Origin of the sequence: Terricaulis silvestris, from assembly GCF_009792355.1 — a bacterium.
Lineage (GTDB): Bacteria > Pseudomonadota > Alphaproteobacteria > Caulobacterales > Aquidulcibacteraceae > Vitreimonas > Vitreimonas silvestris.
Map to the genome: position 1 here is coordinate 2,407,950 of NZ_CP047045.1, position 25,983 is coordinate 2,433,932.

General features: G+C 63.5%; 30 protein-coding genes. 14 read left to right on the plus strand and 16 right to left on the minus strand.

Annotated elements, in window-relative coordinates:
- Window positions 1-2: 2 nt before the first annotated feature.
- Together alaS and recA are read right to left on the minus strand one after the other, a co-directional pair.
- Window positions 3-2,675, minus strand: a complete 2,673-nt coding sequence (gene alaS / locus DSM104635_RS12350) for an alanine--tRNA ligase (RefSeq protein ID WP_158766492.1) — start codon at window positions 2,673-2,675, stop codon at window positions 3-5.
- A gap of 208 nt (window positions 2,676-2,883) precedes the next feature.
- On the minus strand, window positions 2,884-3,963 hold the full coding sequence (gene recA, locus DSM104635_RS12355) for a recombinase RecA (protein ID WP_158766493.1): 1,080 nt from the start codon (window positions 3,961-3,963) through the stop codon (window positions 2,884-2,886).
- A gap of 251 nt (window positions 3,964-4,214) precedes the next feature.
- Here recA and DSM104635_RS12360 point away from each other — a divergent pair, with 251 nt between their 5' ends.
- A complete protein-coding gene (locus tag DSM104635_RS12360) occupies window positions 4,215-4,448 on the plus strand; it encodes a hypothetical protein (protein ID WP_158766494.1) in 234 nt (77 codons plus the stop codon).
- Window positions 4,449-4,459: 11 nt separating this feature from the next.
- Window positions 4,460-4,747 (plus strand): hypothetical protein, encoded by a 288-nt coding sequence (locus DSM104635_RS12365; RefSeq protein ID WP_158766495.1) that lies wholly within the window; start codon window positions 4,460-4,462, stop codon window positions 4,745-4,747.
- Here the strand turns inward: DSM104635_RS12365 and DSM104635_RS12370 are convergent.
- A complete protein-coding gene (locus DSM104635_RS12370; RefSeq protein WP_158766496.1) occupies window positions 4,744-5,610 on the minus strand; it encodes a pirin family protein in 867 nt (288 codons plus the stop codon). The genes DSM104635_RS12365 and DSM104635_RS12370 overlap by 4 nt on opposite strands.
- A gap of 116 nt (window positions 5,611-5,726) precedes the next feature.
- Here DSM104635_RS12370 and DSM104635_RS12375 point away from each other — a divergent pair, with 116 nt between their 5' ends.
- From DSM104635_RS12375 to DSM104635_RS12385, 3 genes are all read left to right on the plus strand, one after another.
- Window positions 5,727-6,596 (plus strand): aldo/keto reductase, encoded by an 870-nt coding sequence (locus DSM104635_RS12375; RefSeq protein WP_158766497.1) that lies wholly within the window; start codon window positions 5,727-5,729, stop codon window positions 6,594-6,596.
- A gap of 67 nt (window positions 6,597-6,663) precedes the next feature.
- A complete protein-coding gene (locus DSM104635_RS12380; protein ID WP_158766498.1) occupies window positions 6,664-7,257 on the plus strand; it encodes a hypothetical protein in 594 nt (197 codons plus the stop codon).
- Between the two features lie 41 nt (window positions 7,258-7,298).
- Window positions 7,299-7,664, plus strand: coding sequence for an endonuclease domain-containing protein (locus DSM104635_RS12385; RefSeq protein WP_228445676.1), 366 nt, complete (start codon window positions 7,299-7,301; stop codon window positions 7,662-7,664).
- Between the two features lie 150 nt (window positions 7,665-7,814).
- Here DSM104635_RS12385 and DSM104635_RS12390 read toward each other — a convergent pair whose 3' ends face one another.
- The 6 genes from DSM104635_RS12390 to DSM104635_RS12415 all read right to left on the minus strand — a co-directional run bounded on the left by DSM104635_RS12390 (window position 7,815) and on the right by DSM104635_RS12415 (window position 14,000).
- Window positions 7,815-10,346, minus strand: a complete 2,532-nt coding sequence (locus DSM104635_RS12390) for a hybrid sensor histidine kinase/response regulator (protein ID WP_158766499.1) — start codon at window positions 10,344-10,346, stop codon at window positions 7,815-7,817.
- 94 nt (window positions 10,347-10,440) lie between these two features.
- Window positions 10,441-11,523 carry a flagellar biosynthesis protein FlhB gene (gene flhB / locus DSM104635_RS12395; protein ID WP_158766500.1) on the minus strand — a complete coding sequence of 361 codons (1,083 nt, stop codon included), beginning with the start codon at window positions 11,521-11,523 and terminating at the stop codon, window positions 10,441-10,443.
- Between the two features lie 3 nt (window positions 11,524-11,526).
- Complete coding sequence (gene fliR, locus DSM104635_RS12400; protein WP_158766501.1) at window positions 11,527-12,282, minus strand: flagellar biosynthetic protein FliR; 756 nt, start codon at window positions 12,280-12,282, stop codon at window positions 11,527-11,529.
- Complete coding sequence (gene fliQ / locus DSM104635_RS12405; RefSeq protein WP_158766502.1) at window positions 12,282-12,545, minus strand: flagellar biosynthesis protein FliQ; 264 nt, start codon at window positions 12,543-12,545, stop codon at window positions 12,282-12,284. Before fliQ ends, fliR begins: the two co-directional genes overlap by 1 nt.
- A gap of 403 nt (window positions 12,546-12,948) precedes the next feature.
- Entirely contained in the window at window positions 12,949-13,716 is a 768-nt protein-coding gene (gene fliP / locus DSM104635_RS12410) for a flagellar type III secretion system pore protein FliP (RefSeq protein WP_158766503.1), read from the minus strand.
- Window positions 13,713-14,000, minus strand: a complete 288-nt coding sequence (locus DSM104635_RS12415) for a FliO/MopB family protein (protein WP_158766504.1) — start codon at window positions 13,998-14,000, stop codon at window positions 13,713-13,715. Before DSM104635_RS12415 ends, fliP begins: the two co-directional genes overlap by 4 nt.
- Window positions 14,001-14,140: 140 nt before the next feature.
- Between DSM104635_RS12415 and flgB the strand changes: the two genes are divergently transcribed.
- The 6 genes from flgB (at window position 14,141) to DSM104635_RS12445 (ending at window position 16,630) form a co-directional block, all read left to right on the plus strand.
- Window positions 14,141-14,557, plus strand: a complete 417-nt coding sequence (gene flgB / locus DSM104635_RS12420; RefSeq protein ID WP_228445677.1) for a flagellar basal body rod protein FlgB — start codon at window positions 14,141-14,143, stop codon at window positions 14,555-14,557.
- A gap of 5 nt (window positions 14,558-14,562) precedes the next feature.
- Window positions 14,563-14,973 carry a flagellar basal body rod protein FlgC gene (gene flgC, locus DSM104635_RS12425; RefSeq protein ID WP_158766505.1) on the plus strand — a complete coding sequence of 137 codons (411 nt, stop codon included), beginning with the start codon at window positions 14,563-14,565 and terminating at the stop codon, window positions 14,971-14,973.
- 4 nt (window positions 14,974-14,977) lie between these two features.
- Window positions 14,978-15,280 carry a flagellar hook-basal body complex protein FliE gene (gene fliE, locus DSM104635_RS12430; RefSeq protein ID WP_158766506.1) on the plus strand — a complete coding sequence of 101 codons (303 nt, stop codon included), beginning with the start codon at window positions 14,978-14,980 and terminating at the stop codon, window positions 15,278-15,280.
- Window positions 15,281-15,355: 75 nt separating this feature from the next.
- Window positions 15,356-15,553, plus strand: a complete 198-nt coding sequence (locus tag DSM104635_RS12435) for a hypothetical protein (RefSeq protein ID WP_158766507.1) — start codon at window positions 15,356-15,358, stop codon at window positions 15,551-15,553.
- Window positions 15,554-15,618: 65 nt separating this feature from the next.
- A complete protein-coding gene (locus tag DSM104635_RS20180; protein ID WP_158766508.1) occupies window positions 15,619-16,068 on the plus strand; it encodes a DUF1328 domain-containing protein in 450 nt (149 codons plus the stop codon).
- A 100-nt stretch (window positions 16,069-16,168) separates the two neighbouring features.
- Complete coding sequence (locus tag DSM104635_RS12445; protein WP_158766509.1) at window positions 16,169-16,630, plus strand: DUF2383 domain-containing protein; 462 nt, start codon at window positions 16,169-16,171, stop codon at window positions 16,628-16,630.
- Between the two features lie 64 nt (window positions 16,631-16,694).
- On the opposite strand, the gene DSM104635_RS12450 is transcribed toward DSM104635_RS12445, so the two are convergent.
- The gene (locus tag DSM104635_RS12450; protein WP_158766510.1) at window positions 16,695-17,189 is read right to left on the minus strand and encodes a hypothetical protein; all 495 of its coding nucleotides are present in this window, start codon (window positions 17,187-17,189) and stop codon (window positions 16,695-16,697) included.
- Between the two features lie 369 nt (window positions 17,190-17,558).
- Between DSM104635_RS12450 and DSM104635_RS12455 the strand changes: the two genes are divergently transcribed.
- Together DSM104635_RS12455 and DSM104635_RS12460 are read left to right on the plus strand one after the other, a co-directional pair.
- Window positions 17,559-18,398, plus strand: coding sequence for a DNA-methyltransferase (locus DSM104635_RS12455; protein ID WP_158766511.1), 840 nt, complete (start codon window positions 17,559-17,561; stop codon window positions 18,396-18,398).
- Window positions 18,398-18,754, plus strand: coding sequence for a hypothetical protein (locus DSM104635_RS12460; RefSeq protein ID WP_158766512.1), 357 nt, complete (start codon window positions 18,398-18,400; stop codon window positions 18,752-18,754). The genes DSM104635_RS12455 and DSM104635_RS12460 overlap by 1 nt, the downstream gene beginning before the upstream one ends.
- A gap of 371 nt (window positions 18,755-19,125) precedes the next feature.
- On the opposite strand, the gene DSM104635_RS12465 is transcribed toward DSM104635_RS12460, so the two are convergent.
- From DSM104635_RS12465 to DSM104635_RS12490, 6 genes are all read right to left on the minus strand, one after another.
- Entirely contained in the window at window positions 19,126-19,821 is a 696-nt protein-coding gene (locus tag DSM104635_RS12465; RefSeq protein WP_158766513.1) for an oxygen-binding di-iron domain-containing protein, read from the minus strand.
- Window positions 19,821-20,099, minus strand: coding sequence for a hypothetical protein (locus DSM104635_RS12470; protein WP_158766514.1), 279 nt, complete (start codon window positions 20,097-20,099; stop codon window positions 19,821-19,823). Before DSM104635_RS12470 ends, DSM104635_RS12465 begins: the two co-directional genes overlap by 1 nt.
- A gap of 229 nt (window positions 20,100-20,328) precedes the next feature.
- Entirely contained in the window at window positions 20,329-20,514 is a 186-nt protein-coding gene (locus DSM104635_RS12475) for a hypothetical protein (protein ID WP_158766515.1), read from the minus strand.
- Window positions 20,515-20,592: 78 nt separating this feature from the next.
- Window positions 20,593-22,509 (minus strand): 1-deoxy-D-xylulose-5-phosphate synthase, encoded by a 1,917-nt coding sequence (gene dxs / locus DSM104635_RS12480; RefSeq protein ID WP_158766516.1) that lies wholly within the window; start codon window positions 22,507-22,509, stop codon window positions 20,593-20,595.
- Window positions 22,510-22,657: 148 nt separating this feature from the next.
- Window positions 22,658-23,722, minus strand: a complete 1,065-nt coding sequence (locus tag DSM104635_RS12485; protein WP_158766517.1) for a DUF2855 family protein — start codon at window positions 23,720-23,722, stop codon at window positions 22,658-22,660.
- A gap of 21 nt (window positions 23,723-23,743) precedes the next feature.
- Window positions 23,744-24,631: a polyprenyl synthetase family protein gene (locus DSM104635_RS12490; protein ID WP_158766518.1), complete on the minus strand. Its 888-nt coding sequence runs from the start codon at window positions 24,629-24,631 to the stop codon at window positions 23,744-23,746.
- A gap of 203 nt (window positions 24,632-24,834) precedes the next feature.
- Between DSM104635_RS12490 and DSM104635_RS12495 the strand changes: the two genes are divergently transcribed.
- Window positions 24,835-25,965: a toll/interleukin-1 receptor domain-containing protein gene (locus DSM104635_RS12495; protein ID WP_158766519.1), complete on the plus strand. Its 1,131-nt coding sequence runs from the start codon at window positions 24,835-24,837 to the stop codon at window positions 25,963-25,965.
- The last annotated feature ends 18 nt before the right edge of the window (window positions 25,966-25,983 follow it).

A 25,983-nucleotide genomic window follows, 5' to 3' on the forward strand; every position in this document is an offset into this window, starting at 1 on the left:
ACTCACGCCGCCAGCGCGCCTTGCAAAGCCGCGCGGATCGCGTCGAGCGCTTTGCCCGCTTCCGCGCCATTCGGCCCGCCGCCCTGCGCCATGTCGGGCCGCCCACCACCGCCTTGCCCGCCGACGGCAGCAACGCCAGCCTTCACGAGATCGACCGCGCTCACCTTCGCTTTCAGATCGTCGGTGACGCCGACAGCCAGCGCCGCCTTGCCATCTTCGACGCCGATATAAGCGATGACGCCCGAGCCGATCGACTTCTTGCCCTCATCGACCAGCCCGCGAAGATCTTTCGCCGCGACGCCATCGAGCACGCGCGCCAGCACGGAGACGCCGCCGACGGTCTCCGGCCCGGCCGGCGCCGATTGGCCCCCGCCGCCCGCAAGCGCCAGTTTCTTTTTTGCTTCGCTCAGCTCACGCTCAAGCTTGCGGCGTTCGTCAGCGAGTTGCGACACACGCTCCGTGACTTCCGACAACGGCGCCTTGATGTTCGCCGCGATGGCTTTCGCCAACGCCGCTTGCGCCTTCAGATGCGCCAACGCCGCCGCACCCGTCGCCGCTTCAATGCGGCGAATGCCGGCAGCAACGCCGCCTTCACTCAAAATCGAAAACACTGCGATGTCGCCCGTGCGTTTCACATGCGTGCCCCCGCAAAGCTCCACGGAATAGGGCTTGCCGGCGCCATCGAGCGCATCGCCGAAGCGCAGCACGCGAACGGTGTCGCCATACTTTTCGCCGAACAGCGCCAGCGCGCCTTCCTCGATGGCCTTCGCCGGCGCCATTTCCTTGATCACGCCTTCCGCATTTTGACGGATCACCGCGTTCACTTCGTCTTCAACGCGCGCGATTTGGTCCGCGGTCAGCGCCTGACCGTGGCTGAAGTCAAACCGGAAATAGTCGGCCTCAACCAGCGAACCCTTTTGCGACACGTGCGGTCCCAACACGTTGCGGAGCGCCGCGTGCACCAAGTGCGTCGCTGAGTGATTGGCGCGGATCTGCTGACGGCGCGTGTGATCGATCTCAAGCTTTGCCTTATCACCAACTTTGATCGCGCCCTTGGTCAGCCGCCCCACATGCGCATGCACGGCGCCCGCCTGCTTCAGCGTGTCCTCAACGACGAACTCCGCGCCGTTCGCAAACGTGATCATGCCGCGATCACCCGCTTGGCCGCCGCTTTCGGCGTAGAACGGGGTGCGATCGAACACGAGCGCCGCGGCGGCGCCTTCGCGCAGCTCATGCTGCTCGGCGCCGCCGGCGACGATCGCCGTCACCTTGCCCTCGCCCGCCTCAGCGCCGTAGCCGAGAAATTCGTTGCCGGTCGTGCGCTCCAGGATCGAATGCCAGATCGCCGGATTGTCGGCGCCATCAGCGCCCTTCCAGCTCGCGGCGCCCTGATCCTTTTGGCCTTGCATCGCCGCGTCGTATTCGGCGACATCCACTTCGAGCCCGCGTCCGCGCAGAATGTCCTGCGTCAGATCGAGCGGAAAACCGAACGTGTCATAGAGCTTGAACGCCGTGCGCCCCGAAAGCTTCTGGCCCTTCTGCAAGCCGCCGAGTTCATCCTCAAGCAGCCGCAGACCGTTGGCCAGCGTGCGGCGGAAGCGTTCTTCTTCTTCGCGCAGCTGCGCTTCGATCACGGGCTGCGCGCGCTTCAGCTCCGGGTACGCGTTGCCCATCTCCGCGATCAGCGTCGGCGCCAGGCGATACATCAGCGGCTCTTTCGCGCCGAGGATATGCGCATGCCGCATCGCGCGGCGCATGATCCGGCGCAGCACGTAGCCGCTTCCTTCGTTCGACGGCGACACGCCGTCCGCGATCAGGAAGCACGATGAGCGCAGGTGATCGGCGATGACGTTGAAGCTGGGCGCTTGCTCGCCTTGCGCCTTGGTTTTGGTCAAATCTTCGGACGCCGCGATGATGGTGCGGAACAGGTCCGTCTCGAACACGGACTCAACGCCCTGCATCACGCAAGCGATGCGCTCGAGACCCATGCCGGTATCGATCGACGGTTTCGGCAGTTTCTCGCGCGGGCGTCCGTCCAAGAATTGCTCATACTGCATGAACACGAGATTCCAGAACTCGAGGAAGCGATCGCCGTCCTGCTCCGGCGAACCGGGCGGGCCGCCCCAGATGTGGTCGCCGCGGTCGATGAAGATTTCCGAACACGGCCCGCACGGTCCAGTGTCGCCCATCGACCAGAAATTGTCCGCCGTCGCGATGCGGATGATCTTGTCTTCGGAGAGACCCGCGATTTTTTTCCAGAGCGCCGCCGCCTCGTCGTCATCGTGATAGACAGTGACCAGCAGCTTGTCCTTCGGCAGCCCGAAATCCTTCGTGATCAGAGTCCACGCGGCGTCGATCGCGCCTTCCTTGAAGTAGTCGCCGAACGAGAAATTGCCGAGCATCTCGAAGAACGTGAGGTGGCGCGCGGTGTAACCGACATTGTCGAGATCGTTGTGCTTGCCGCCGGCGCGGACGCACTTCTGCGACGTCGCCGCGCGCGGGTACGGCGGCTTGGCGGCGCCGGTGAAGTAGTTCTTGAACTGCACCATGCCGGCGTTGACGAAGAGTAGCGTCGGGTCGTCTTGCGGTACAAGCGAAGACGAGCCCGGCAGCTCATGGCCGCGCGAACCAAAAAAATCCAAGAATTGCCGACGGATGTCGTTGACGCTCTGCATGTCTTCCAAGCCAAATCAGTGTTCCGGCTTGGTATAGGTAGTGCGGTGCACAACGCCAAGCGCCGCACCGCCGCAACAGCAAAAGGGCCGCCCAGAGGACGGCCCTTTCCGCAGACCTTCAGGTAATTCGCCGGCCGGCCCAGAAACATGGCCAGGGCATGGGGTCGGGTCGGCTACACGCCTCCGAACCAGCCGGCGAAACTTGTTCCTATTCGCCTTCAGCGGCGTCCTTGGCCTCTTCGTCGTTCGGCGGCGAGTACATCGCGTCCGCCACCACCGCCGATTTGCCGCGGATCTTATCTTCGATCTCGATTGCCACGGCCTTGTTCTCCTTCAAGAACCGGCGCGCGGCCTCCTTGCCTTGGCCGATCTTCTGCGAACCGTAGGCGTACCAAGCGCCGGACTTATCGATCACGCCGGCCTTCACGCCGAGCTCAACCAATTCGCCGGTCTTGGAGATGCCTTCGCCGTAGATGATGTCGAACTGCACCTGCTTGAACGGCGGCGCCACCTTGTTCTTCACCACTTTGACGCGGGTTTCCGAACCGATGACTTCGTCGCGCTCCTTGATCTGGCCGGTGCGACGGATGTCCAGACGCACCGAGGCGTAGAACTTCAGCGCGTTGCCGCCCGTGGTCGTCTCCGGGTTGCCGTACATCACGCCGATCTTCATGCGGATCTGGTTGATGAAGATCACCAGCGTGTTCGACTTCGAGATCGAGGCCGTCAGCTTGCGCAACGCCTGGCTCATCAACCGCGCTTGCAGGCCCGGCAGGCTATCGCCCATCTCGCCTTCGATTTCCGCGCGTGGCGTCAACGCCGCCACAGAGTCGATCACCAGCACATCGACCGCGCCCGAGCGCACCAATGTGTCGGTGATCTCCAGCGCTTGTTCGCCAGTGTCCGGCTGCGAGACCAGCAGATCGTCGAGATCGACGCCAAGCTTGCGGGCATAGATCGGATCGAGCGCGTGTTCGGCGTCCACGAACGCGCACACGCCGCCGCTCTTTTGCGCTTCCGCGATCACGTGCAGCGCGAGTGTCGTCTTGCCCGAACTTTCCGGGCCATAAATTTCAACGATGCGGCCCTTGGGCAGGCCACCAATGCCGAGCGCAATGTCGAGCGACAGCGAACCGGTCGAGATTGCTTCGATCTCCACCACCGGCTTCTCGCCCAAGCGCATCACCGAGCCTTTGCCGAAGGCTTGGTCGATCTGCTTCAGAGCGGCTGAGAGGGCCTTCTGCTTGTCCGTTTCCACCGCTTCCTCAACGAGCTTCAGCTTGGCCATCTTATCCGCCTCCCACTTGGCCCTGAGTCCAGCTCTAAAGGCCATCGGCCAGCCCATGCGCCCGCCGAGGAATCATTTGTACCGCGTTTGTTCTCAGAACACAAGCGGAACATCTCGGGATTTGGAACGCCGATAAGCCAAACGCAACGACGGCTAAATACTGTGGCTCGCGTCGGCGAACAGCCCAAGCCCTATTCCCACGCCGCTGTTCCCGCGCTTTAGTCAGAGCCGGGGAAACGGAGACTGCCCACATGGCATCGTCGCTCGCGCCACTGCCGCCGACAGGCCGCCATCCGGCGACGCTCGAGGGCGTGAGTTCGTTTCGCGTGAAGACGGCTGCAATCTCGCGCCCAGCCGGCCCGTTACAGAAGCCCGACCCGAACATGATCCTCGTCACCGCGCCCGACGGCGGCGTCATCGTCTATCCGCCGAGCGAGAAACTCGTGATCCTCGCGGCGAAGCGTTTGCGCAAAACTGGGCGCTGACGCGAACGTCGTTGTCTCGACTTCCGACATACGTCTCGCTTCCGATCATCGCCACGACTTTGGCGAGCTTCTATTTCGGCCTTGTATCGCAACCGCTCTGGCTTGTGGTTCCAGCGGTTTTGGCGCTTGGCGTCGGCCTCGTGTTTTACTTGGAAGAGCGACGCGAGGGCGCAACGCCCGTGCGGTCACTAGCGGTCGCGTCGCTGGCCTCCTTTGTTATGAGCCTTTGGACGCTCGTGCTGAGCGCCATCATTTACGGCTTTGGTGCTGCCCTCGATGGGCTAAGCGCCGCGCCCTAAGCGAACGCAGCGATGTCGCCGAACTTGCCGGCGTTGAAATCCACGATGGCCTGACGGATCTCGCCTTCCGTGTTCATCACGAACGGCCCGTACTGCACCACCGGCTCGTTGATCGGCTCGCCGCTCAGCACCAACAGCTTCGCATCGCTCTCCGCTTCAATAGCGATCGCGCCGCCATCGCGCGCGAACAGCACGAATTGCGACGCGCCGGCGCTTTCGCCGCTGTGCAGCTTCACCGAGCCGCTCTGCACCAACAGCGCCAGCGTATGGCCTTCCGGCAGCGCGAACTCCGTCTTCGCGCCCGCCTTCAAGCGCACGTCCCAAATGTTGATCGGCGTGAACGTCTTCGCCGGCCCGCGCGCGCCAGCGTACTCGCCCGCAATCACGCGCACGCGTCCGCCGTCGATCGCGACAGACGGAATCGCGCCGTCCAGCAGCGTCTGATAGCCAGGCGGCGACATCTTATCCTTCGCCGGCAGGTTCACCCAAAGCTGGACCATCTCCATGGCGCCGCCCTTCTCGGTGAATGCCTTGGAGTGAAACTCCTCGTGCAGAATGCCGGACGCCGCCGTCATCCATTGCACGTCGCCTGGGCCGATATGGCCGCCATTGCCGGTGCTATCGCGGTGATCGACTTCGCCTTCATAGACGATGGTCACCGTCTCGAAGCCGCGATGCGGATGCACGCCCACGCCCCGCTTTTGCGTCGCCGGCTCAAACTGGTAGGGCTGCGCATAGTCGAGCAGAATGAACGGGCTCACCGCGTCGCCATGCGTCTGCGGCGAAAACATCGAGCGCACCGGAAAGCCGTCGCCCACCCAATGCGGGCGCGGGGCATCATGCAAAGCGAGCAGTTTTCTCATTGCCCAGAAAATGGGCCGCGACGCGCGCGCAGGCAATAAGGCACACGCTTGATCCCGTCACGCCACGGCCCCACTTGGAGCCAGCGCATATTCCCGCGCCCTCCCAAGGACGACCCATGGCACAGCTCGACTCCTCCCTCGCCGCGCGTTCCGGCACCTTCAAAATCGGCGGCCAAATCGAAGTGAACCGCTTGGGCTTCGGCGCCATGCGCGTCACGGGCCGCGGCATCTGGGGCCAACCCGAGAACAAAGCCGAAGCCATCGCCACTTTGAAGCGCCTGCCCGAACTCGGCATCAACTTCATCGACACCGCGGAATCGTACGGCCCGCACGTTTCCGAAGAGCTTATCCGCGAAGCGCTACATCCCTATGACGCCCTGCTCATCGCCACCAAAGGCGGCCTGACGCGCGGCGGGCCTGACGATTGGGGCCAGGATGGCCGTCCCGAAAAACTCATCGCCGACGCCAAAGGCAGTTTGAAGCGTCTCGGCGTCGAGCAGCACAAGCTCTGGCAACTCCACCGCATCGACACCAAAGTCCCAGCGAACGAACAATTCGACGCCGTGAAGTCTCTGCTCTATCAAGGCATCATCGCGCACGCGGGCTTGAGCGAAGTCAGCGTCGCCGACATCAAGGCGGCGCAAAAAGTCTTCCCCGTCGCGACGGTGCAGAACCTCTACAATCTCGCCAGCCGCCAAAGCGAAGACGTGCTCGCCTACTGCGAAGCGCAAAACATCGGCTTCATCCCCTGGTACCCGCTCAACGCCGGCGAACTGGCGCGCGAAGGCTCGATCCTCGACAAGATCGCAAAAGCCAAAGGCGCGGCGCCCAGCCAAATCGCGCTCGCCTGGGTGCTGAAGCGGAGTCCGGTGATGCTGCCCATCCCGGGCACCGGCAAGGTCAAGCACTTGGAAGAAAACACCCAAGCAGCCGCCATCGAACTCACCGCGGAAGAGTTCGACGCGCTTGATAAAGCGGGGCGCTGACGCAGAACATGGGAACACCTCAGCTTCGCCCGCATTTCGCTCAGGCCTGCGCGCACTAGGAGTTGCCATGAGACTGTTAGCCACCACCGCCCTCGCTTTGATCCTCGCTGCGTGCAACCCAGCGCCGCCGCCCGCTGAATCCACCGATGCGCCAGTTGCCACCGAGGCGCCGGTCGATACCAACGCCATCACCGCGAACGGCTGGGGGCCGCTCCATGTCGGCATGACGCGCGCTGAAGTGACCGCCGCCGTTGGCGCCGGCAATCCCAACGCCGTCGGCGGCGCCGATCCGGCGTCGTGCGATCTCTTCCATCCCGCGCGTGCGCCTGAAGGCATGCTGGTGATGATCCAGCAGGACGTGCTCACCTCCATCATCCTGCGCAACAACACCGAACTCAAAACCGATCGCGGCTTCGGCGTTGGCGACACAAGCGCTGCGATCAAAGCCGCGTACGGCGCCAGCGCTGCATCCGAGCCGCATAAGTACGTCGATGGCGCGGAATACATCACGATCTGGACCGTCGGCGCCCCCGCCAACGCCACCACCTTCGTGCAAGACCCCGCCGCCCGCGGCGTCCGCTACGAGACGGACGCGCAAGGCGTGGTGACCGCAGTGCACGCGGGTGGGCCGAGCATTCAGAATGTTGAGGGGTGTTTGTAGGCGCTCTAGTCACACGGCTTCACCAAGCGCACATTCGCCCGGTGAAGCGGCTAGCAAAAACCGAAGAGACGCTCGGGCGCGCCCGAAAACTGCGCCGTGAGATGAGCGATGAAGAGCGCATCCTTTGGATGCTGCTGCGAGACCGTCGCTTCGCCGGCTTCAAGTTTCGACGTCAAGTCCCGCTGGGCGACTACGTAGCGGACTTCGCTTGCTTCGAGCGAAAGCTAATCGTCGAACTCGATGGCTCCCAGCACGCGGCGCCTGAGCAAGCGGCGTTTGATGCGAAGCGCACTGAAACGCTTCACGCCGCGGGCTTTCGTGTCTTGCGCATTTGGACGAGCGAACTCTTCGGCGAACGCGAACGAACGATGGAAACGATCCTCAACGCACTCCACGGCAGGGCGTGAACGGTCTTCTCCCCTTGTGGGAGAAGACAGACCGGAGCGAAGCGGAGGTCAGATGAGGGGAGCCGGCGCCAGCGCTTCCAACTCAAGCGCCCTTACCCTCACCTGCGTTTGCTCTCGCAAACGCTGTCCTCTCCCACAAGGGGAGAGGACCTAAGCCGCCGTCGCGAGGATTTCCTTCACGCGGCCGACGAGCTGCTCCATCGTCACCGGCTTGCTCATGTAGTGCACCGGGTATTGCTCCAGCATGTGGCTGAAGCTTTCCGGCGCGTAGCCTGACAAGAACAGCACCTTGGCGTTGCCGATGTATGCGGGGTCCGCTTCCTGCAGCATCTCGGGGCCGGTCATGATCGGCATCGAGACGTCGGAGATGATGATGTCGTACGCGCCCGGATTGCGCGACATCACTTCAAGCGCCTCTTCGCCGTTCTCGGCTTCCTCGACCTCGTAGCCGCACTCCTTGAGATTGCGCGCGATCGAGCGCCGCACCGCGGTCTGATCTTCCACGAACAGAATCTTGCCGCGGCCCGCCACATCCTTCGTCGCCGGCTTCAGCAGCGCGCGTTCTTTTGCGGAGATTTCGTCGAGCTCTTCCTGTGTCGGGATGTATTCCGGCAGGAAGATGCGGAACGTGGTGCCGACGCCCAGCTTCGACGTGAAGAAGATGTAGCCGCCGGATTGCTTGATGATGCCGTAGCTGGTGGCGAGACCAAGCCCGGTGCCTTTGCCGGCCTCCTTGGTCGAGTGATACGGGCGGAAGATCTTCGCCGCATGCTCGGGCTTGATGCCGCCGCCGGTGTCTTCCACTTCGATCAAAGTGTACTTACCGTCCTCGATCGGATTGTGCCCCAGCCCACGCGCCGCTTCCGCCGTGATCACCGAGGTGCGCACCGTGAGCTTGCCGTCGCGCGGCATCGGCGACCCGGCCGGCGTCATCGCATCGCGCGCATTGGTGGCGAGATTGATCAGCACGCGCTCAAGCTGCGTCTTGTCCACCTTCACGAACGGCAGATCGCGTCCGTGGCGAATTTCGTACGGGATCGACGCGCCCATGATGCGGCGGATCAGTTCCTGCTTCGAGCCGATGAAGTCGCCCACATCGAACACTTCGCGCGCGAACGTTTGCTGACGCGCATAGGCGCGCAGCATTTCTGAGAGCTCCTTCGCGGTCACAGCGTGGTCGGAAATCTCGCGCAGCATCGGATAGTCCGCATCGCCCACCGGGTGGCGGCGCAGCAGCGTCGAGCACGTCTGCATCACGACCGTCAGCAGGTTGTTGAAGTCGTGCGCGACGCCCGCGGCCAGTTCGCCGATTTCACGCATCTTCTCAGACTGCGCCAACCGCGTCTCAAGTTCGCGCTGCTGCGAGACGTTCAGCACATACGCAATGCCGCGCCCTTCAGGCGAGCGCGCGAAATGGACGTGCACCGCTGTCGGCGGCGTGGTGGCGAGCGTGATCTCGATCGGATCGTTCATCGCCTGGCGCAGACGATGCGCCAACGCACTCGGCCCTTCCGACGCGTCGAACAAATCCGCGAACGGCGCGCTCGGCGTCGCGCGGCCTTGCGTCATTTCCATCAGCGCCGCGTTGGAATCCAGCACCGCAGCCGACGCTGGATCAATGCCATCGAGCACAGCCATCCCGAACGGCGCATTGGCGAACACGCCGCCATCGGCGTTGGTCATGTCCGTGCGCACCACCGCCGGCGTTTCCGGCGCTTCCGCGTCGGAGAAGAACACCAAAGTCCGCGCCGCACCGTCAACGTCATCCGCCGGCCAGAACGACAGCACTGACGCTTGCGTCTCGTGGCCATCAATCCCCTTCAGCGTGATCCGCGAGCGCGACGGCCCGAACCCACGCCGGTCACGCCGCACCAAGCGCGACGCATCTTCCTTCACGAAGTCCTTGACCCGCAGCAGCGAAGGATCGTCGCCTAGGCCAAGCACCGCGCGCAGCGAGCGGTTCATATAAACAATCGTGCCATCCGCGCGCGCCGCGAAGAAGCCAACCGGTGAATCATCCAAGAAGAGTTGACGCCCCTCTTCAGCCTGTCCGCTCTGCTCGCTCGCCGCGCCCATTTCGCGCAAACGCCACAGCACGTAACCGCCCGGCATCGGACCAACGCACGCTTCGTAGCGCGCGTGTCTGCCGCTGAGCGCGCCGGTCGCCGGCAATTCCTCGCGCCGCGCCTGCCCGAGCTGTGCCGCCTTCGACAGCCGGAACATCGGCGCCGACAGCATTGGGTCCGCGCCGAACAAGCGGCTCAGCATCGGCGGTCGATCGCTATCGCCCAGCACGCCCGTGGCGTGCGCGATTTCGAGATAGGCCTGGTTGCCGACTAGAGGAGACAAGCTCGCGTCGGTGATCAGCGCCGCCTCATCCAGCGCTTCGATCAACGCGAACTCACGATTGCCGCTATGCAGCGCCGACGCCGCGATCGCGCCGCGCTCCGGAAACGCGCCGTGCTTGCGCCCAGCGCCGCGCGACATCCAAAAGAACAGCACCATGCCCGCGGCCGCCAGCAGCACCAGCAACACCGCGCCGGCTTGCCCAACGCTCGGCCCCGCCGTGATCGCAATACCCGCCGCGGCGACGCCAACTGTCACCGAGATCCAGAACAGGATCTGCAGCGGATCGAGCCGCCCGCCGCTGCGCGGTGGTGGGAGTTCTGCGTGATCTGTCATTGGCGCGCCTGTTAGCGGCGCACTTGACCCCGATTCGGGGCGCCGATCACGTTGCGACACAGAGGGAAATCCATCCGCCATCGGGCAGCTCCACTCACAAACCAGTGCGCCGGCGGCCGCGCCGCCGGGCCAAACGCATGACGAAGCCAATGACCTTCGCCACCGCCTCGTAATGTTCCTTCGGAATCGGCCGATCGATCTCTGCCGTTGCGAAAAGTGCACGCGCCAACGGGGGATCTTCCACCAGCGGAATGTTGTGCTCCTCGGCGACTTCCCGAATTCGTGCCGCCACCGCATCGACGCCCATCGCCAGACAGATCGGCGCGGGCGTCTCGCCAGGCTCGTATTTGAGCGCAATGGCGTAGTGAGTCGGGTTGGTGATCACGACGCTAGCCTGCGGCACGTTCTGCAGCATGCGCTGGCGTGAGCGCTGAATGCGGATGGCGCGGAGTTTCGCTTTCACCATCGGATCGCCGTCTTGCTGGCGTAGCTCTTCCTTGATTTCGCGCCGGCTCATCTTCTGGCGCTGCATGTAGCTTTGCCGTGTGAACACATAGTCCACCGCCGCCAGCAACGCCGCAGCACTCGCCATCGCGATCAGCATGTCGACGACGCGATCCTTGATGAACGGCAACAGCGCCGGCGGATCGAGCAGCGAGATGTTCTGCAGCTCTTCCTTGTGCGGCCACAGCACCGACACCAGAACCGCACCCACGAGCACGAGCTTGGCCAGCGATTTCAGAAACGTGGCGAACGCAGCCTTGCCGAACACGCGCTTGAAGCCCTCGAATGGATTGAGCTTCTCGAGCTTCGGCGTGAGCTTTTCGCCGGTGAACGTCGGCGGCGCCTGGATGTAGCGCGCTGCAACGCTCGCGCCCGCCAGCGCCAAAGCTGTCAGGCCGAAGATCGCCATCAGCTTCAGCACGATGCTGAACATCACCGCTTTCAGCGAGCCGGGATCGGACGAAAACTGATCCGGCATGGCGATGAAGCCGATGAAGCCGTGCGCCATCTGGCTCACGATCGGCCCGGACATGAACGCCACGATCGCCGTCACCGCGATCAGCGACAGCGCGGTGCCGACCTCCGGCGTGTAGATGATGTCGCCCTTCTCGCGCGCTTGTTCGAGCTTTCGCGGTGTCGGCTCTTCTGTTTTTTCATCATCATCAGCGGCCATGGCTTATCCTAACCACGTCGCGTAGCGCTCAAGGCTATCGAGCCAGATCAGCATGCCCGTCGATAAGCCCAGCGCGATGACAACCAAACCGCCCATGATTTGCAGAGGCAAAACCACGAAGAACACTTGGATTTGCGGGATTAACCGCGACAGCACGCCCATGCCGACACGAAAGATCAGCCCAGCCGCGATCACCGGCATCGCGATCTGAAAGCCGACCCGGAATGAGGTCGAGACAGCATCCAACGCAAGCTGCGCCGCATCGCCAACCGGGGGCGTCGCACCCGGTGCGATGACGTCGTAGGAGCCAACGACGCCGAGCAAGAACATATGGTCGAGCCCGGTCGCGAAAATCAGCGCGACGCCCATGATGCTTAAGAACACAGCGAGCAACTGGCCCGATTGCGAGGCCGTCGGGTCGGCCGTTTGCGCAAACGCGATGCCGACTTCTAGGCCCATGATCTGACCCGCCGTCGCGGTCGCCGAAATCAGCATCCGCGCCGCCCCGCCGAGCATGATGCCAATCAGCACCTCAGCGCCGATTTGAAACGCCATCCCCCACGCCGTCTCCGCCGGCGGCGGGACCCGGCCCGCCAGCGCCGGTGCAACGCAGATCGCCATTGCCAGGGCGAACGCCAAACGGATGCGCGCTGGCACAGCCGTTTCGCCGAAGCCCGGCAACAGCATCACCATTGCGCCGATGCGTCCGAACAGCAGCGCCGTCGCCCAGATCTCGACGCCGTAGAGCGTGAGGTTCATCAGAACGCCGCTATGCGTTCGAAGATGCCGGTCATGAAGTTGCCGAGCAGCCCGCCCATGATCGGCAGGAAGAGCAGGATGGCGAAGAAGATCGAGAGGATCTTCGGCACGAACACGAGCGTCTGTTCCTGGATCTGAGTCAGGGTCTGCAGCAGCGAAACCACAAGACCGACGATCAGCCCCACGATCATCGGACCCGCGGCGACCAGCACCGTCACCCAGATTGCATCCCGCCCCAGATCGAGAACTTCCGCACCGTTCATGGCCGCTCCAGCCCGGCAAATTCTGCCGATCAGACAGCCCAAGGACGCCGTTCGTGGTTAACGCCGAGTTTCGATGACCGGTTGGCACGCCTTACGCTTCGGCAAGAGGCGAGTGTGCTCTCGGGACACACGAAAACGTGGTGTCGCCGCAACACTTTGATTCAGTTTCAGTGAAGGGCATCCAATTTACCGAATCCACCTCATCTTGGAGTCAGGCGTGCATGAAACGAATGGTCGTCTCGAACGTAGAACACGCCAAGGAAACCAAGAACCGCCCAGGGGGGCACCTACTATGTTGAACTCGATCGCGGCTTTCTTCCGCGGCCTGTTTGGCCGCAAGGATGACAACTACAAGGCTCTGCTGATCGCCGACCTCGGCATCGAGCGCTAAGGCCGGCCAGTCTTACCCGCCCGGCGGAGCGCCGGCGGCGAACGATTCAATGAGGCTGCCCGCGACCAGTCGCCAGCCGTCCACCAGCACGAAGAAGATCAGCTTAAACGGCAAGCTCACCGTCACCGGGGGCATCATCATCATGCCCATCGCCATCAGCAGCGACGCCACCACCAGGTCGATGATGACGAACGGCACGAACAGCATGAAGCCGATCTCGAACGCCCGCCTCAACTCAGACACCATGAATGCCGGCGCCAGGATCCGCAGCGGCGTGTCCTCGGCGCTGGCCGGAGGTGTTTCCAGCCGCGCCATGTCGATGAAGAGCGCCAGATCCTGCTCGCGGGTCTGGCTCACCATGAAGGTCTTCAACGGCGCCACGATGCGCGGAAACGCTTCATCCAGCGGTATTTCCTCGGCCATCACCGGCCGGATGCCCGCTTCGTAGGATTGCTGCCAGACCGGCTGCATCACGAACGCGGTCAAGAACAGCGACAGCGAGACGATCACCACGTTCGGCGGCGCCTGCTGCAGGCCGATCGCGGTTCGGAGCAGCGACAGCACCACGACGATCCGAACAAAGCTCGTCGTCATGATGATGATCGAAGGCGCCAGCGACAGCACCGTGATCAGCGCCGTCAGCTGAAGGACCCGCGCCGTGAGACCATCGCCGGTGCCCAGATTGATCGAGAGCGCCGGCGCGGCGTCCTGGGCGAAGGCATCGCCGCCGGCGAACACAATCAACGCCGCGAACAGCGAGAATAGAATGGCGCGCTTCACGGTTGCGGCTCCGGCTTGGGTTCTTCTTGTTTGGCCGCCTGCTCGCCCACCACGATATCACCGCCGGGACCGAGGAGGATTAGATGCTCGCGCTCGTCGCAGCGCACGATCACCATGCGGCGGCGTGGATCGAGCATCAGGCTTTCGGTGATGCGCATGCGCTTGGGCGCCTGCCCATTGGCTTGCAGCATGCCGAGCCGGCGCGCGCCGTAAGCCACGCCCAGCAGCAACCCCAACGTAGCGATGAGCGCGAACACAGCGCGCGCCCAGTCAAACAATTCCACAACACCTCTCCATTCTGGAGCTGGCGTCCTGGCTCGGCTGGTTTGGTAAACGAGGTGTTAATTTCCGAGGCCGAAATTAAGTCTCGCTTAACCATGATCGGTTCGACTAGGCAAAGTTTGCAGCCCTGAGTCGGAGTCTCGTGGACCTCGCCAACACACCTTTCTTCGGCATGCTTCGACAGCGGCTCGATCAATTGAGCCAGCGTCAGCAACTCATTGCCGAGAACATCGCCAACGCGTCCACGCCCGGCTACCGGCCGCGCGATGTGGATACGGCGGCGTTCGAACGGATGCTCTCCTCCTCGTCCAGCGGTGGTGGCGGCATCACGTTGGCGCGAACCAATGCTGGGCACATGGGCTCGGGTGGTGCTGCCAATGGCGGTGTTGCGGTTGTCACGCGGGATGACTCTGAAACCACGATCGACGGCAACGCGGTGGTGCTCGAAGAGCAAATGGCGCGGGCGGCGGAGACGCGGATGCAGTTCGAGACGGGCATCGCGCTTTACCAGAAGGGCTTGGAGCTGATGCGGATGGCTGCGCGGGCGCCGGGGAGATAAGGTAGATGACCGATATCAACGCCGCCATCGCCGCCGCCGCATCCGGTATGCGTGCGCAGACTGTGCGGATGCGGATTGCGGCGGAAAACGTGGCCAACGCCAATTCGACCGGCACCGATCCGAACCAAGATCCTTTCCGGCGGCGGATTCCGTTGTTGGAATCGACCACGCTTGCATCGGGCGCGACCGGCGTTCGGGTGCGGGGCGCGAATTTCGACATGAGCGAGTTTCGTGAGGAGTATAATCCCGGCCATCCCGCCGCGAACGAAGCCGGGTATGTGCAATTGCCGAATATCGACACGCTCGTCGAGATGATGGACCTCCGCGAAGCGACGCGTGCGTACGAAGCCAACCTCAACATGATCGAAGCCGCGCGGACGATGACCAATCGCGCGCTTGACCTTCTGCGGAGATAAATAGATGGCCGTTGATCCAGTCTCGGCAGCACGGGCTTATCAGCAAGTTGCACGCGGGGCCGCTTCGGGCGGCATCGAGGGCGGCGACAGCATGGATTTTGGCGGCCTGGTGCAGGAAGCCATCCGCGCTGCTGGCCAAAGTTCGCAAGCGGCGGAAACGCAGGCGATGAACGTGGCGGCGGGCCGCGGCGATATCGTTGATGTTGTCACCGCGATTGCTGCGGCGGAAACGCAGTTGCAGACGGTGATCGCGGTGCGCGATCAGGTGATCAGCGCGTACCAAGAAATTCTGCGGATGCCGATCTAGCGTTCGTTTCGCTAGCGGATAGATACCGAACCCGATCCTTTTCCGAACGTTCATGCATCTCCACATGAGGGATGCATGGCCAAGCGCACATTCCGCAAACGCATGCCGCGACGCGGCGAAACGGGTCTTCTGATGATGATCCGCACGGTTGGTCTTGTGACGATTGCGTCGATGTTCCTCGCCGTGACGACTGCGTGGAGTGCGTACGATCTCTCCGCGCAGCGCATTGGCGCTTCGATCGACAGCGCGATTTCCAAACTGAATCTCTCCTGAGCACGGAACTTTAGTCCGGAACCGCACGTTCCCGGTTCATCATGTTCGTTCAATAGGAGAGTTCCATGCTCGGCTGGGCAATCGGCTTTTTCATCGCCGCACTTGTTGCGGCCGTGTTTGGTTTTGGCGGCATCGCTTCGGCGTTTACCGGCATCGCCATCATTCTGTTCTGGGTGTTCCTCGCGCTCTTTGTGCTTTCGCTGGTGTTCGGGTCGTTCGGCGGCGCGCATGCAGCTGGCGCTGGTGGCAGCGGGCGCACGGCGGCCACTGTTGCGCTGGTCGCGGGTGTGGCCCTCCTGGTGTACGCGTGGGTCGACAATAACATGTCGGCTGAGCGCGTTGGCGCCTCGATCGACCGCACCGCGGTGCAAGTCGCGGAAGGCACGTCTGACGCGCTTTCGGACGGTGCCGATCGCGCCGAGAATCTCGTCGAAGACGCGAGTGACGAAGTTCGCAACGACGCATCTGATGGCTTGAACGAAGCCTCTGACAACGTCGATCCCGACAACAACTGAGTTTTTCCCTCGATTGACCTTCACGGCCCGGGCCTCGCCCGGGCCGTTTTATTTGGAACGGTGCCCTCGGGGCCGCGTTGGCTTTGAAAGGATCATTACAATGGCCACGCGGTACGCGGATATTCCCGTGCTGAATCACATCGCTACGATCTTGACGGATGCGCGCCGGCTCTATCATCGCGCGGCGCGCCTGGCGGACGACGATCGCGACGTGGTGAACCGGATCGAGCTGACACTTGGCGAACGCTCCATGTTGCTGACCGAAATCCAAGAGCGCATGCGCACCCTGGGCGAACCGCCTAAGCCTAATGGTTCGATGCTGGGCGCGGCGCACATGGCGTTTCTGGATGTGCGCTCGGTGTTCGAGCGCGATGTGAAGTCGGCGCTGGTGGAAGTGTCGCGCGGCGAAAAATATCTGAGCGACGAACTCCGCAAGGCGATGCGGCGCGAGGATGTGAGTGCTGACACGCGGGCGTTTCTGGGTGTTGTGCTTGATCGCATCGTTTCCGGCGAGATGCGGTTTGCGGGCAAGCGCGAAGAGGTTGAGCACCGCGCGCTCTAGGCGTGCGGAGGCGCCGCCGCGTTGGCGGCGTGCGGTGCGGGTCGATGGCGGACATAACGTAGGTTCAGGACGTATCGGGAGAGAGCGCGGCTTCGGCGTGGGCAATGGTGCGCGCGATGCCGCGCGGTTCAGGGCGCGCGTGGTGTGGCCGCCGGCGCGTTAGGCCGCGCGGCAAGCGCTTCACCAAGCGCGCAACCAGAGCGTCAACATTCTGCGACAGTGCGGCGATGCGCTGGTTCAGGTCTTTCGAGCGCAGCGCGCGGCGGATGGCCGAGCCGCTGATGGCGCGCCGCCGCTGCGTTTCGGTCTTCCGGCGCGGTGAGTGCTTTGGCGTGCTGTTGAGGCGTACACGCGGCGCGGCGCGGAGGAGGACGATGTTGGTCAGCAGCCGCTCGATGCGGTCGAGCCATTTGTGCGCAATGGCCGTCGCCTGCGCCGAGAACGGTGCGAAGGTGCGCGCCTCTCTGAGAAACGCCGCGAACCAGGTGAGCCACAGCAGCATCCACCGGTGATACCGGTTGAGGCGATGCTTGGAGATGGGCGGGGCGTTGAAACGCATGCGCGCGAGTATGAGCGCGGTGGGAAGTCGGTCGGATTGATTTTCGCGGGATACAGGAGCGGCACGGGTTTTGGGGCGCGGAATGTTGGATAGAGGGGTGGTCTATCCGCGGTTTTGGTGGGACGCGTGAGGATCGGATATCGCGCTCAATTCACGCCTCGGCAATGTTTGGCTTTGGTGCACCAGCTCCTCCCTGGTTGGGGTGGGGGGTAGATTTTGCGGGGCACGCCGGGAATTTGGGCGTTGGGTGCGGGATAGATTTCCTTGATGCAGTAATGTGAACTGCTTTAAGGCCCCGGCAGGATTGACCCCTGGGATCTAGTTAAGAGAACTAGCACCAGTTCAAAGGCGACTCGGGCGGAAACAGCGATGGCAACGCAAAAACTCACGCCGGTGTACCGCACGCGCCTCGGCAAGCTGTACGAGGCTGATTGTTTGTCGGTGTTGCCGCGCATCAAGAGCGATAGCGTCGATGCGGTCTTCGCGGACCCTCCCTTTAACCTGAAAAAGCACTACGGGCGTAAGGTAAGCGACGATCTAGCGTCAGAAGAGTACCTGCGATGGTGCGAAGCTTGGTTGGGACATTGCGTGCGCGTACTCAAACCAGGGGGTTCGCTCTTTTTGTACAATCTGCCGAAGTGGAACATCCCATTAGGAGCCTTTCTAAGTTCGCGAGGGCTCGACTTCCGACATTGGATAGCGGTCGAGCAAAAAAGCAGTCTACCCATCAAGGGGCGCCTATACCCCGCGCACTACTCGTTGCTCTACTACACGAAAGGCAAACCTTCTCGATTCCAGAATATTAGAACGCCCATCGAGCAGTGCAGGCACTGCAAAGGCGAGATCAAAGATTACGGCGGCCACCGAGGAGCAATGAACCCCAAGGGCGTCAACCTGAAAGACGTTTGGACAGATATTCCTCCGGTTCGGCATCGCAAGTTCAAGTCGGAGAAACGAGCAGCGAACGCGCTGAGCACAAAGATTCTGGAGCGGGTTATCGAGCTAAGCACGCTCCCCGGTGATCTTGTGCTGGATCCCTTCGGCGGTAGCGGCACCACTTTCGCAGTTTGCGAAGAGCGTCATCGGCATTGGATCGGTATCGAAGTAGAAAGCACCGCAGCGATCGTCGATCGCTTGAATGGCGCCGTCGCTGCTCATCGAAATGACGATTACGTGGAGCGCCGCGCAGCGAAAGCCTCGGGCAGCTAATGCCGCAGATCACCCAGCGTCTTAGTTTTAACGGATTTGATCAGAAGGTCATCCGGCTCAAGCTCGAACCAATCATGGCCGAAATCGAAGCCACCTTATCTGGCTTTCCTCTTTTGATCGAAGAGACAAGACACGCAAACGGCACGCAAGGTATCCGACAAGCGATTGACCATGAGTTTTCGCGTCATTCGGGCTGGAAAAACATCGCCGTCGGCGGAGTTGACTGGACAAAAACCAATGCAGACGGCCGGGCAGTTGGCGTCGAAGTGCAAGTCTCTGGCCGAAGCGACTTGCTCGCCGTGGACGTCATGCATCTCTCGGAACAGTTGACGGATGGTTCGGTCGAGTGTGCGTGATTATAGTGCCAGACGATGACCTTTCGCGATTCCTGACGGACCGAACCCCCAACTTCTCAACTGCGGTCAAGCACGTGAAGCGGTGGGCGAACAATCACCCCATCAGGATCATCGCATTCCGGCACGACGGCATCGGTCCCGCGCTTCCAAAGATCAAAACTAACTTGGGCAAAAACTAGCGCACCGGGCTGTACTGCCAGGCTGCTCGCCGCGACCGTGTCTCGTCGGTGCCCCTCACCCCATCTTGGTGGCGCTCTTCTTGATCATCTGGATGCGGATCGGCGGATCCTGATCGGCGATCTTGATGTCCGCAAGGTTCTTGCGGAAATCGTCCTCGATCTTGGCGCGTCACAATCGTTGCTGCGCAAAGCCTAGCCCACCCGCGCCGCCAACGCGCGCAGCAGCGCTCCCCCATCACCGCGCCACGCACTCCCGTGCATGCAGGCGAGCGTCACCGGTGCGAGTGTGGCTAGGCGTTCGAGTTGGGCGGCGGTGTCGGGGGCGTGGGCGAAATAGTCTAAGGGGCCGCGGAAGGCCTCAGAGGGGCCGAGGATGTCGGTCTCGACGATGGGTGCGTGCGCGCTGCCGCCTTGGGTGAAGAGATCGCCGCAGAACAGCGTCTTGGCGGTCTCGTCGAAGATGAGGCCGCAATCCCAGCCGTGCGGCAGATGCGGGGTGTCGATCCAGCGCAGGCGCGCGCCGCCGATGTCGAGCACTTCGCCGTTGGCGAGGGCGCGCGGCGGCTTGTCGGCGAGATCGGTGATCGAGACCAGCGCGCCGATGGCGCCGCAGAGCGGCTGCGCGTTGGGCGCCACGGCAAGGAAGGGGTTGAGCGCGCCCATCTCGTCGGCCTCGAGGTGGGAGAAGCCGATCCAGCGCAGCGTGGCGGGATCGAGCACGCGGGCGATTGCCGTGCGCGTCGCTGCGAACAGCGCGCGCGGGCCGGTGTGCCAGAGCAAGGGCTTCTCGGCGGCGATCAGGTATTGGTTGAAGCTGAAGCCCGGCACGTCAGAGGCGATGCGATAGACGCGCGGCGCGATCTCGTCGATGCGGGCGGCTTCGGTCATCAGCCGCCCATGCGCTTCTGCGCTTCTTCGATCACTTCTTTTGAGCCGACGACGGCGAAGTTCAGCGAGCCGACCTTCGTGCCTTCGACCTTGCCTTCCATTTGCACTTTGGGCGGGCGGCCGGTTTTTGCGTCTTTGAGGCCGGCGAGCTTGCGGCGGAGGTCGTCTTCGATCGCGGCGAGCTGAGGCCGCAGCGCCGCGGGCGCGGTGCCGGCTGTCATCCGCACGCCGTCGATCTTAAAATCGACGCTCAGTTGATCGTAGTCGTAATCGTCCACCGCATGCTCCCCTTCGGACCGCGCGCTTACTTCTTCGCGCTCTTCTTGTCGTCCTTGTCCTTCTTCGGCTTACGCTTTTCCTTGTTGGACTTCATCTGACCTTTGGCCATGGGAGATTCTCCTTCGCTTTGGCGAAGGAGATTAGGCAACAGGCAGTGGGCGATAGGCAACAGGAATTTCTGACGCGGCTCATCGCCAGCCTCCTGCTGCCTACCGCACCGACCCGGTTCTAGTCGTTGCAGTCGCTATCGAGCAGGCCTTCATCGTTGGGGCCGTTGCACTCGTTGTTGTCGTCGGAGAAGTAATCGACGGCTGCTGCGCCGACGGCGGCGCCGGCGGCAAGAGCGCAGCCGCTGGCCAGTGGGGCGGTGAGGCCGAGGAGGATAAAGAGCGCGGCGCGCGTGCGGGTGTTCATGGTGGAGGACTCCTTCAATAGGGTCCAAACACGCGCGTACCGTACATGTTCCCGGAGCGACTACGCCCGCGCTTCCGCCTACGCTGAAGCTCCGGCGGACAAGTCGTTCGCCCCGCGGCCAAGCGCCAGCAGTGCGGCGTTGGCGATGGCGTCGGCGTCGAGGCCGGCTTCGGCGTACATGGCTTCCGGCTTGTCGTGATCCTGGAAAATGTCGGGCAGCGTCAATGTGCGGATTTTGCAGCCGCGGTCGAGGATGCCGTCGCGCGCCATGAAGTGCAGCACGAAGGCGCCGAAGCCGCCCTCAGCGCCCTCCTCGATCGTCAACAGCACTTCGTGCTCGCGGGCGAGACGGCGGATCAGATCTTCGTCGAGGGGCTTGGCAAAGCGCGCGTCGGCGAGCGTCGTGGAAAGGCCCATGGCGGCGAGCTTGTCGGCGGCTTTGTTGGCCTCCGACATGCGGGCGCCGAAATTGAGCAGCGCGACGGACGTGCCTTCGCGCACGATGCGGCCTTTGCCGATTTCGAGCGGGATATGCGCATCGGCTAGCATCGCGCCTTCGGCTTCGCCGCGCGGGTAGCGGAACGCGCTGGGGCGATCGTCGATGGCGGCGGCGGTGGCGACCATGCGGCTCAGTTCGTTGCCGTCAGCGGCGGCCATGACGATGAAGCCGGGGAGTTGGCCGAGATAGCCGATGTCGAACGAGCCGGCGTGCGTGGGGCCGTCCGCGCCAACAAGACCGGCGCGGTCCATGGCGAAGCGCACCGGCAGCTTTTGAATGGCGACGTCGTGGACGACTTGGTCGTAGCCCCGCTGCAGGAACGTCGAGTAGATCGCGGCGAAGGGCTTCATGCCGTCGGCAGCGAGACCAGCGGCGAAGGTGACGGCGTGCTGCTCGGCGATGCCGACATCGTAGGTGCGGTCGGGAAATCTGGCGCCGAAGCTGTCGAGCCCGGTGCCTGAGGGCATGGCGGCGGTGATGGCGACGATTTTCTCGTCCTTCTCCGCTTCGTGGATCAGGGCGTTGGCGAACACCTTGGTGTATTGCGGCGGGCCGCCGCTGCCCTTGGATTGCTCGCCGGTGATGACGTTGAACTTGGTGACGCCGTGGTACTTATCGGCGGCGTTCTCGGCCGGCGCGTAGCCCTTGCCCTTCTTGGTGACGGCGTGGATCAGCACCGGGCGATCGGTGAATTCCTTGGCGTTCTTCAGGATGCGACGGAGCAAGTCGACGTCGTGGCCGTCGAAAGGCCCGAGATAGTGGAAGCCCAGCTCTTCGAAGAAGGTGCCGCCTGTCACCATGGTGCGGGCGTACTCTTCGGCTTTCTTGGCCACGTCGTGGATCGGCGCCGGCAGCGCTTCGGCGATGGACTTCGCGGTCTTGCGGATCTGGCGATACGTTTTCGAGGACGCGAGGCGACCGAGATAGGAACTCATACCGCCGACCGGAGGTGCGATCGACATATCGTTGTCGTTGAGGATGACGATGAGACGCTTCGTCGTTTCAGCCGCGTTGTTCATGGCCTCGTAGGCCATGCCGGCGGACATCGAGCCGTCGCCGATCACGGCAATGACGTTGGTGTCGTCACCACGCTTGTCGCGCGCGACCGCAAATCCAAGAGCGGCGCTGATCGAGGTGGCCGCGTGGGCGGCGCCGAACGGGTCGTACTCGCTCTCGGCGCGCTTGGTGAAACCGGAGAGCCCGCCGCCGGTGCGGAGCGTGCGGATGCGGTCGCGGCGGCCGGTGAGGATTTTGTGCGGATAGGCCTGGTGGCCGACATCCCAGATGACGATGTCGCGCGGGGTGTCGAACACGTAGTGCAGCGCGACGGTGAGTTCGACGACGCCGAGGCCTGCGCCGAGGTGCCCGCCGGTTTGGCTGACGGCGGCGATCATCTCGGTGCGCAGTTCGTCGGCGACCTGGCGGAGCTGATTGGGCTCGAGCTTCCGGAGATCGGCCGGCAGCTGGATCGTATCGAGCAGCGGGGTCTGGGACATGGGCCCTCAAGCAACCAGAAGATACCCGACGCTAGCCGGGTTTGGTTGCCAAAGCGACGCCAGGAGGGTGTCCAGAACATGGATTCTCTGCCGTTTTTCGTGCGGCTAGGAGGCGCAGTCCCCAGCAGGCGCCACATTGGGACAGTGCTTAGAAGCTGGCGACGATGCCCTCGTTTGGCGCGACCTTGCCTTCGGTGAGACGCGCCCAGGCGGCGAGAATGGCGTCGGGGCCGGTGGCGTGCTGCGGCGTCACGTATTGGCGCGAGGCGGCGTAGAAGGCGCGGAGGTCGGCGAGCATGGCGGCGCCGAGTTGTGGTTCGGCTTGCAGGCGGCCGGTGGCGTAGGTGGGCACGAAGAAGAATTCTGGCTTGGGGCCGACGAGACCGCCGGCGGGCGGCTGCGCTGCGCGATCAGCCCAATCGGTGACGCCGATGATGATGCTGCGCTTGAGCTTGTCGCCGAGCGTTGCGTGGACTGTGGCGGTGAGATCGGTGCGGCCTAGGAAATCGACGTAAGTGGCATCGCCGTTTGCGGCGAGAGACGCCGCGTTTGCGTAGAGCACGACGCGATCGTAGAGGCCGGTGTCGCGGACGTAGGCTTCGTTGCCTGGCGATGTGAGCGCGATCAGTTCGACGCTGCCGCCCGCGCGCAATTGGTGCGCGGTTGCGAGCGCGGTCTTGGATGATGCGCTGGAGAGCACGACCACTGGCGTCGCGGTTTGGCGGATGCAGTCCGCGGCCCACCAGCCAGTGCCGTAGAGCGGGCGGAACAGCGTCTGCTCCGGCTCGAACGCGGAATCGTAGGCGGGATCAGCGGCTGTGTTGAGGTACTGGTTGTAGATTGGCGCTTTTTCCGCGCGATGTGGTGCGGCGTCGGAGAAGCCGCGTGGGCCGGCTTTGGCGGGCGTGACGTCGAGCGTCTCGGCGAGCGGGTAATAGCCGTAATAGCGCGCCCCGACTTCGACGCCGGGCGCCTCTGATTCAATGACGGTGGCGAAACCCCACACCGGCACTTTGCCGAAGCCTTCGGACGCCGGGAAGAAATCCCAATAGCCCAACATGCCCGTGCCCATTGCGGCGTAGGTGACGTTGTTGGCGGTGAGCGCGAAGAGATCGAGCTTCAGGCGCGCGGCGCCCTCGCCGACCCGCGCCTGCTTGACCATGGCGATGCGGGTGTCGCGGATGTCCTGCTTGGCGATGTGTACTTCACGCATGGCAGGCTCCTTGGTCAGCGCTCAGTAGCGCCGCTCGACGACGAAATCGACGGCTTCGCGAAGCACGCTCGCGCGAGGGCCGAACATGGCGACGTGTTGTTTGGCTTGCTTGGCCAGCATGCCGATGCGTTCGCGCGTCGCTTCGGCGCCGAGCACGGTGACGAAGTTGACCTTGCCGCGGCCTTTGTCCTTGCCGACGGCCTTGCCGGTGTCGCGGATCACGCCTTCGGCATCCAAGAGATCGTCGACCATCTGGAATGCAAGGCCGATGTCGTGGGCGTAGCGGCTGAGCGCGGTTTTCTCGGCTTCCGAGGCGATGGCGATGAGCGCGCCCGCGTCGACGGAGAAGTTGATCAGCGCGCCGGTCTTTTGCCGGTTCATGCGCGTCACGCCGATCAAGTCGGAGCCGGTATCGGCGCCAGCCATATCCGCGGCTTGGCCGGCGACCATGCCTTGGGCTCCAGCGGCCCGAGCCAACGCCGCGATCAGCTTACAGCGCATTTGCGGATCGGAGTGCGATGCGGGATCGGCCAGCACTTCGAACGCGAATGTCAGCAACGCATCGCCTGCGAGCAATGCGGTGGCTTCGTCGTATTGGCGATGCAAAGTGGGACGCCCGCGACGCAGATCGTCATCGTCCATGCAGGGCAGATCGTCGTGTATGAGCGAATATGTGTGCACGCATTCGACGGCCACGGCGGCGCGCAGCAGGGCCGCTTCGTCGGCGTCGAACATGCGTCCGACCTCGAGCGTGAAGAACGGGCGCAGTCGTTTCCCGCCATCGAGCGCGGCGTAGCGGATGGCGTTGATGAGGCGGCTCTCGGACCCCTGCTCGCGCGGCAGCAACGCGTCGAGGGCGACGTTGATGCGGTCAGCAGCTTCCTTGAGACGGGCGGCGAATTGGGACATGGGCGCCTGCCGTAGCAGAGCGCCCGTCAGGTGCAAGCGGCTCCAACCACTGCCCCGGACGGGCGAATGGCCGCGCGCATCTTCCAAGCGCGACCCATCCAGGGCATCATGTCGCCCAGGTTGGGGCTATCATCCCGCACTGGCATCGCCCCAGCTGCGGGGTTTTGGCGCTTGTATTTGATAACAGTGGGGAAAAGTTTTCTATGCCATCCGTCGTGATCATCCACGCCGGCGAGGACACGCTCCCAGCGCGCGCGCTGGCGGAGAAGCTGCGCGCCGCCAACCTGACGCCGATCCTGGAGCAGTCCAACAGCGATGCCTTACGCAACGCGGTTAAAACAGCCCCGGTCACAATCGCTTTATGGTCGCCCCGCTCGATCGAACAGCCCTTCCTCGCCGACGAAGTTTCGTTTGCGCGCGGCAAAAGCAAGGTGCTGCACGCGACGATGCAGAACGCGGCGACACCTGAACCGTTTCGCAGTGACAAAACCGTGAACCTGACCGGCTGGCGCGGCGAAGATGATTTTCCGGCTTGGCGCGAGTTGGCGAAACTCGTGACAGAGAAAGCCGGCGTGAAGCCGCTGCCGCCGCCGGCGCCGCGTCCGCCATCTGGATTTTTTCAGCCAGGCATGGTGCGCGCGCCTGCTGGCGCGACGGCGGCGCCCGCTCCAGGGCGCGGACGTGCAGCGCCCCAGCCGGCGCCTCAGCAAGCGCGCAGCGCGCCTCGTCCGGCGCCGGCGCCGCAACGCACGCAAGCGCCGCCCCGGCCAACGCCTGCACCTGCCGAAAGCGGTGGCGGCGGCGGTCGCGGCATGATGATCGCGGTCATCACGTTCGTCGTCGTCGCGCTCGCGGGCGGCGGCGGATACTATTTCTGGACCCAGTCGCAGAGCTCGGCGACCACAACCGCGTGGGATGGCGTCGCGCAGAATGACGCCGATGCGTTGCGTGCTTTCCTGGCCGGCGATCCGGGCGAGCATCGCGCCGAAGCGCAAGCAGCGCTGGCGGCACTTGAAGAGCGTAGCTACGAGGCCGCCAGCGATTCCGACACGATCGAGGCGTTCGAAGCGTTCCTCAACGATTTTCCCGAGAGCGAACACGCTATCGCCGCGCGCGGCCGTATCGCCGAGCTGCAATCGATGCCACCGGAAACGCCGACCGAAGGCGAAATCGATCCGAACGCGCTGCCGCCGACCGAGGTGACGCCGATCGATCCCGATCTGGTGCCGCCAGGATCGACCACGGGCGCAGCACCCGCCGATCCGGGTGCGGGGCCAGCGCCGATCACGCCGCCGCCAGCGCCGACGCCCGATCCGGCCGCGCCGACGAACTGAGGCGAACGACATCGAAGC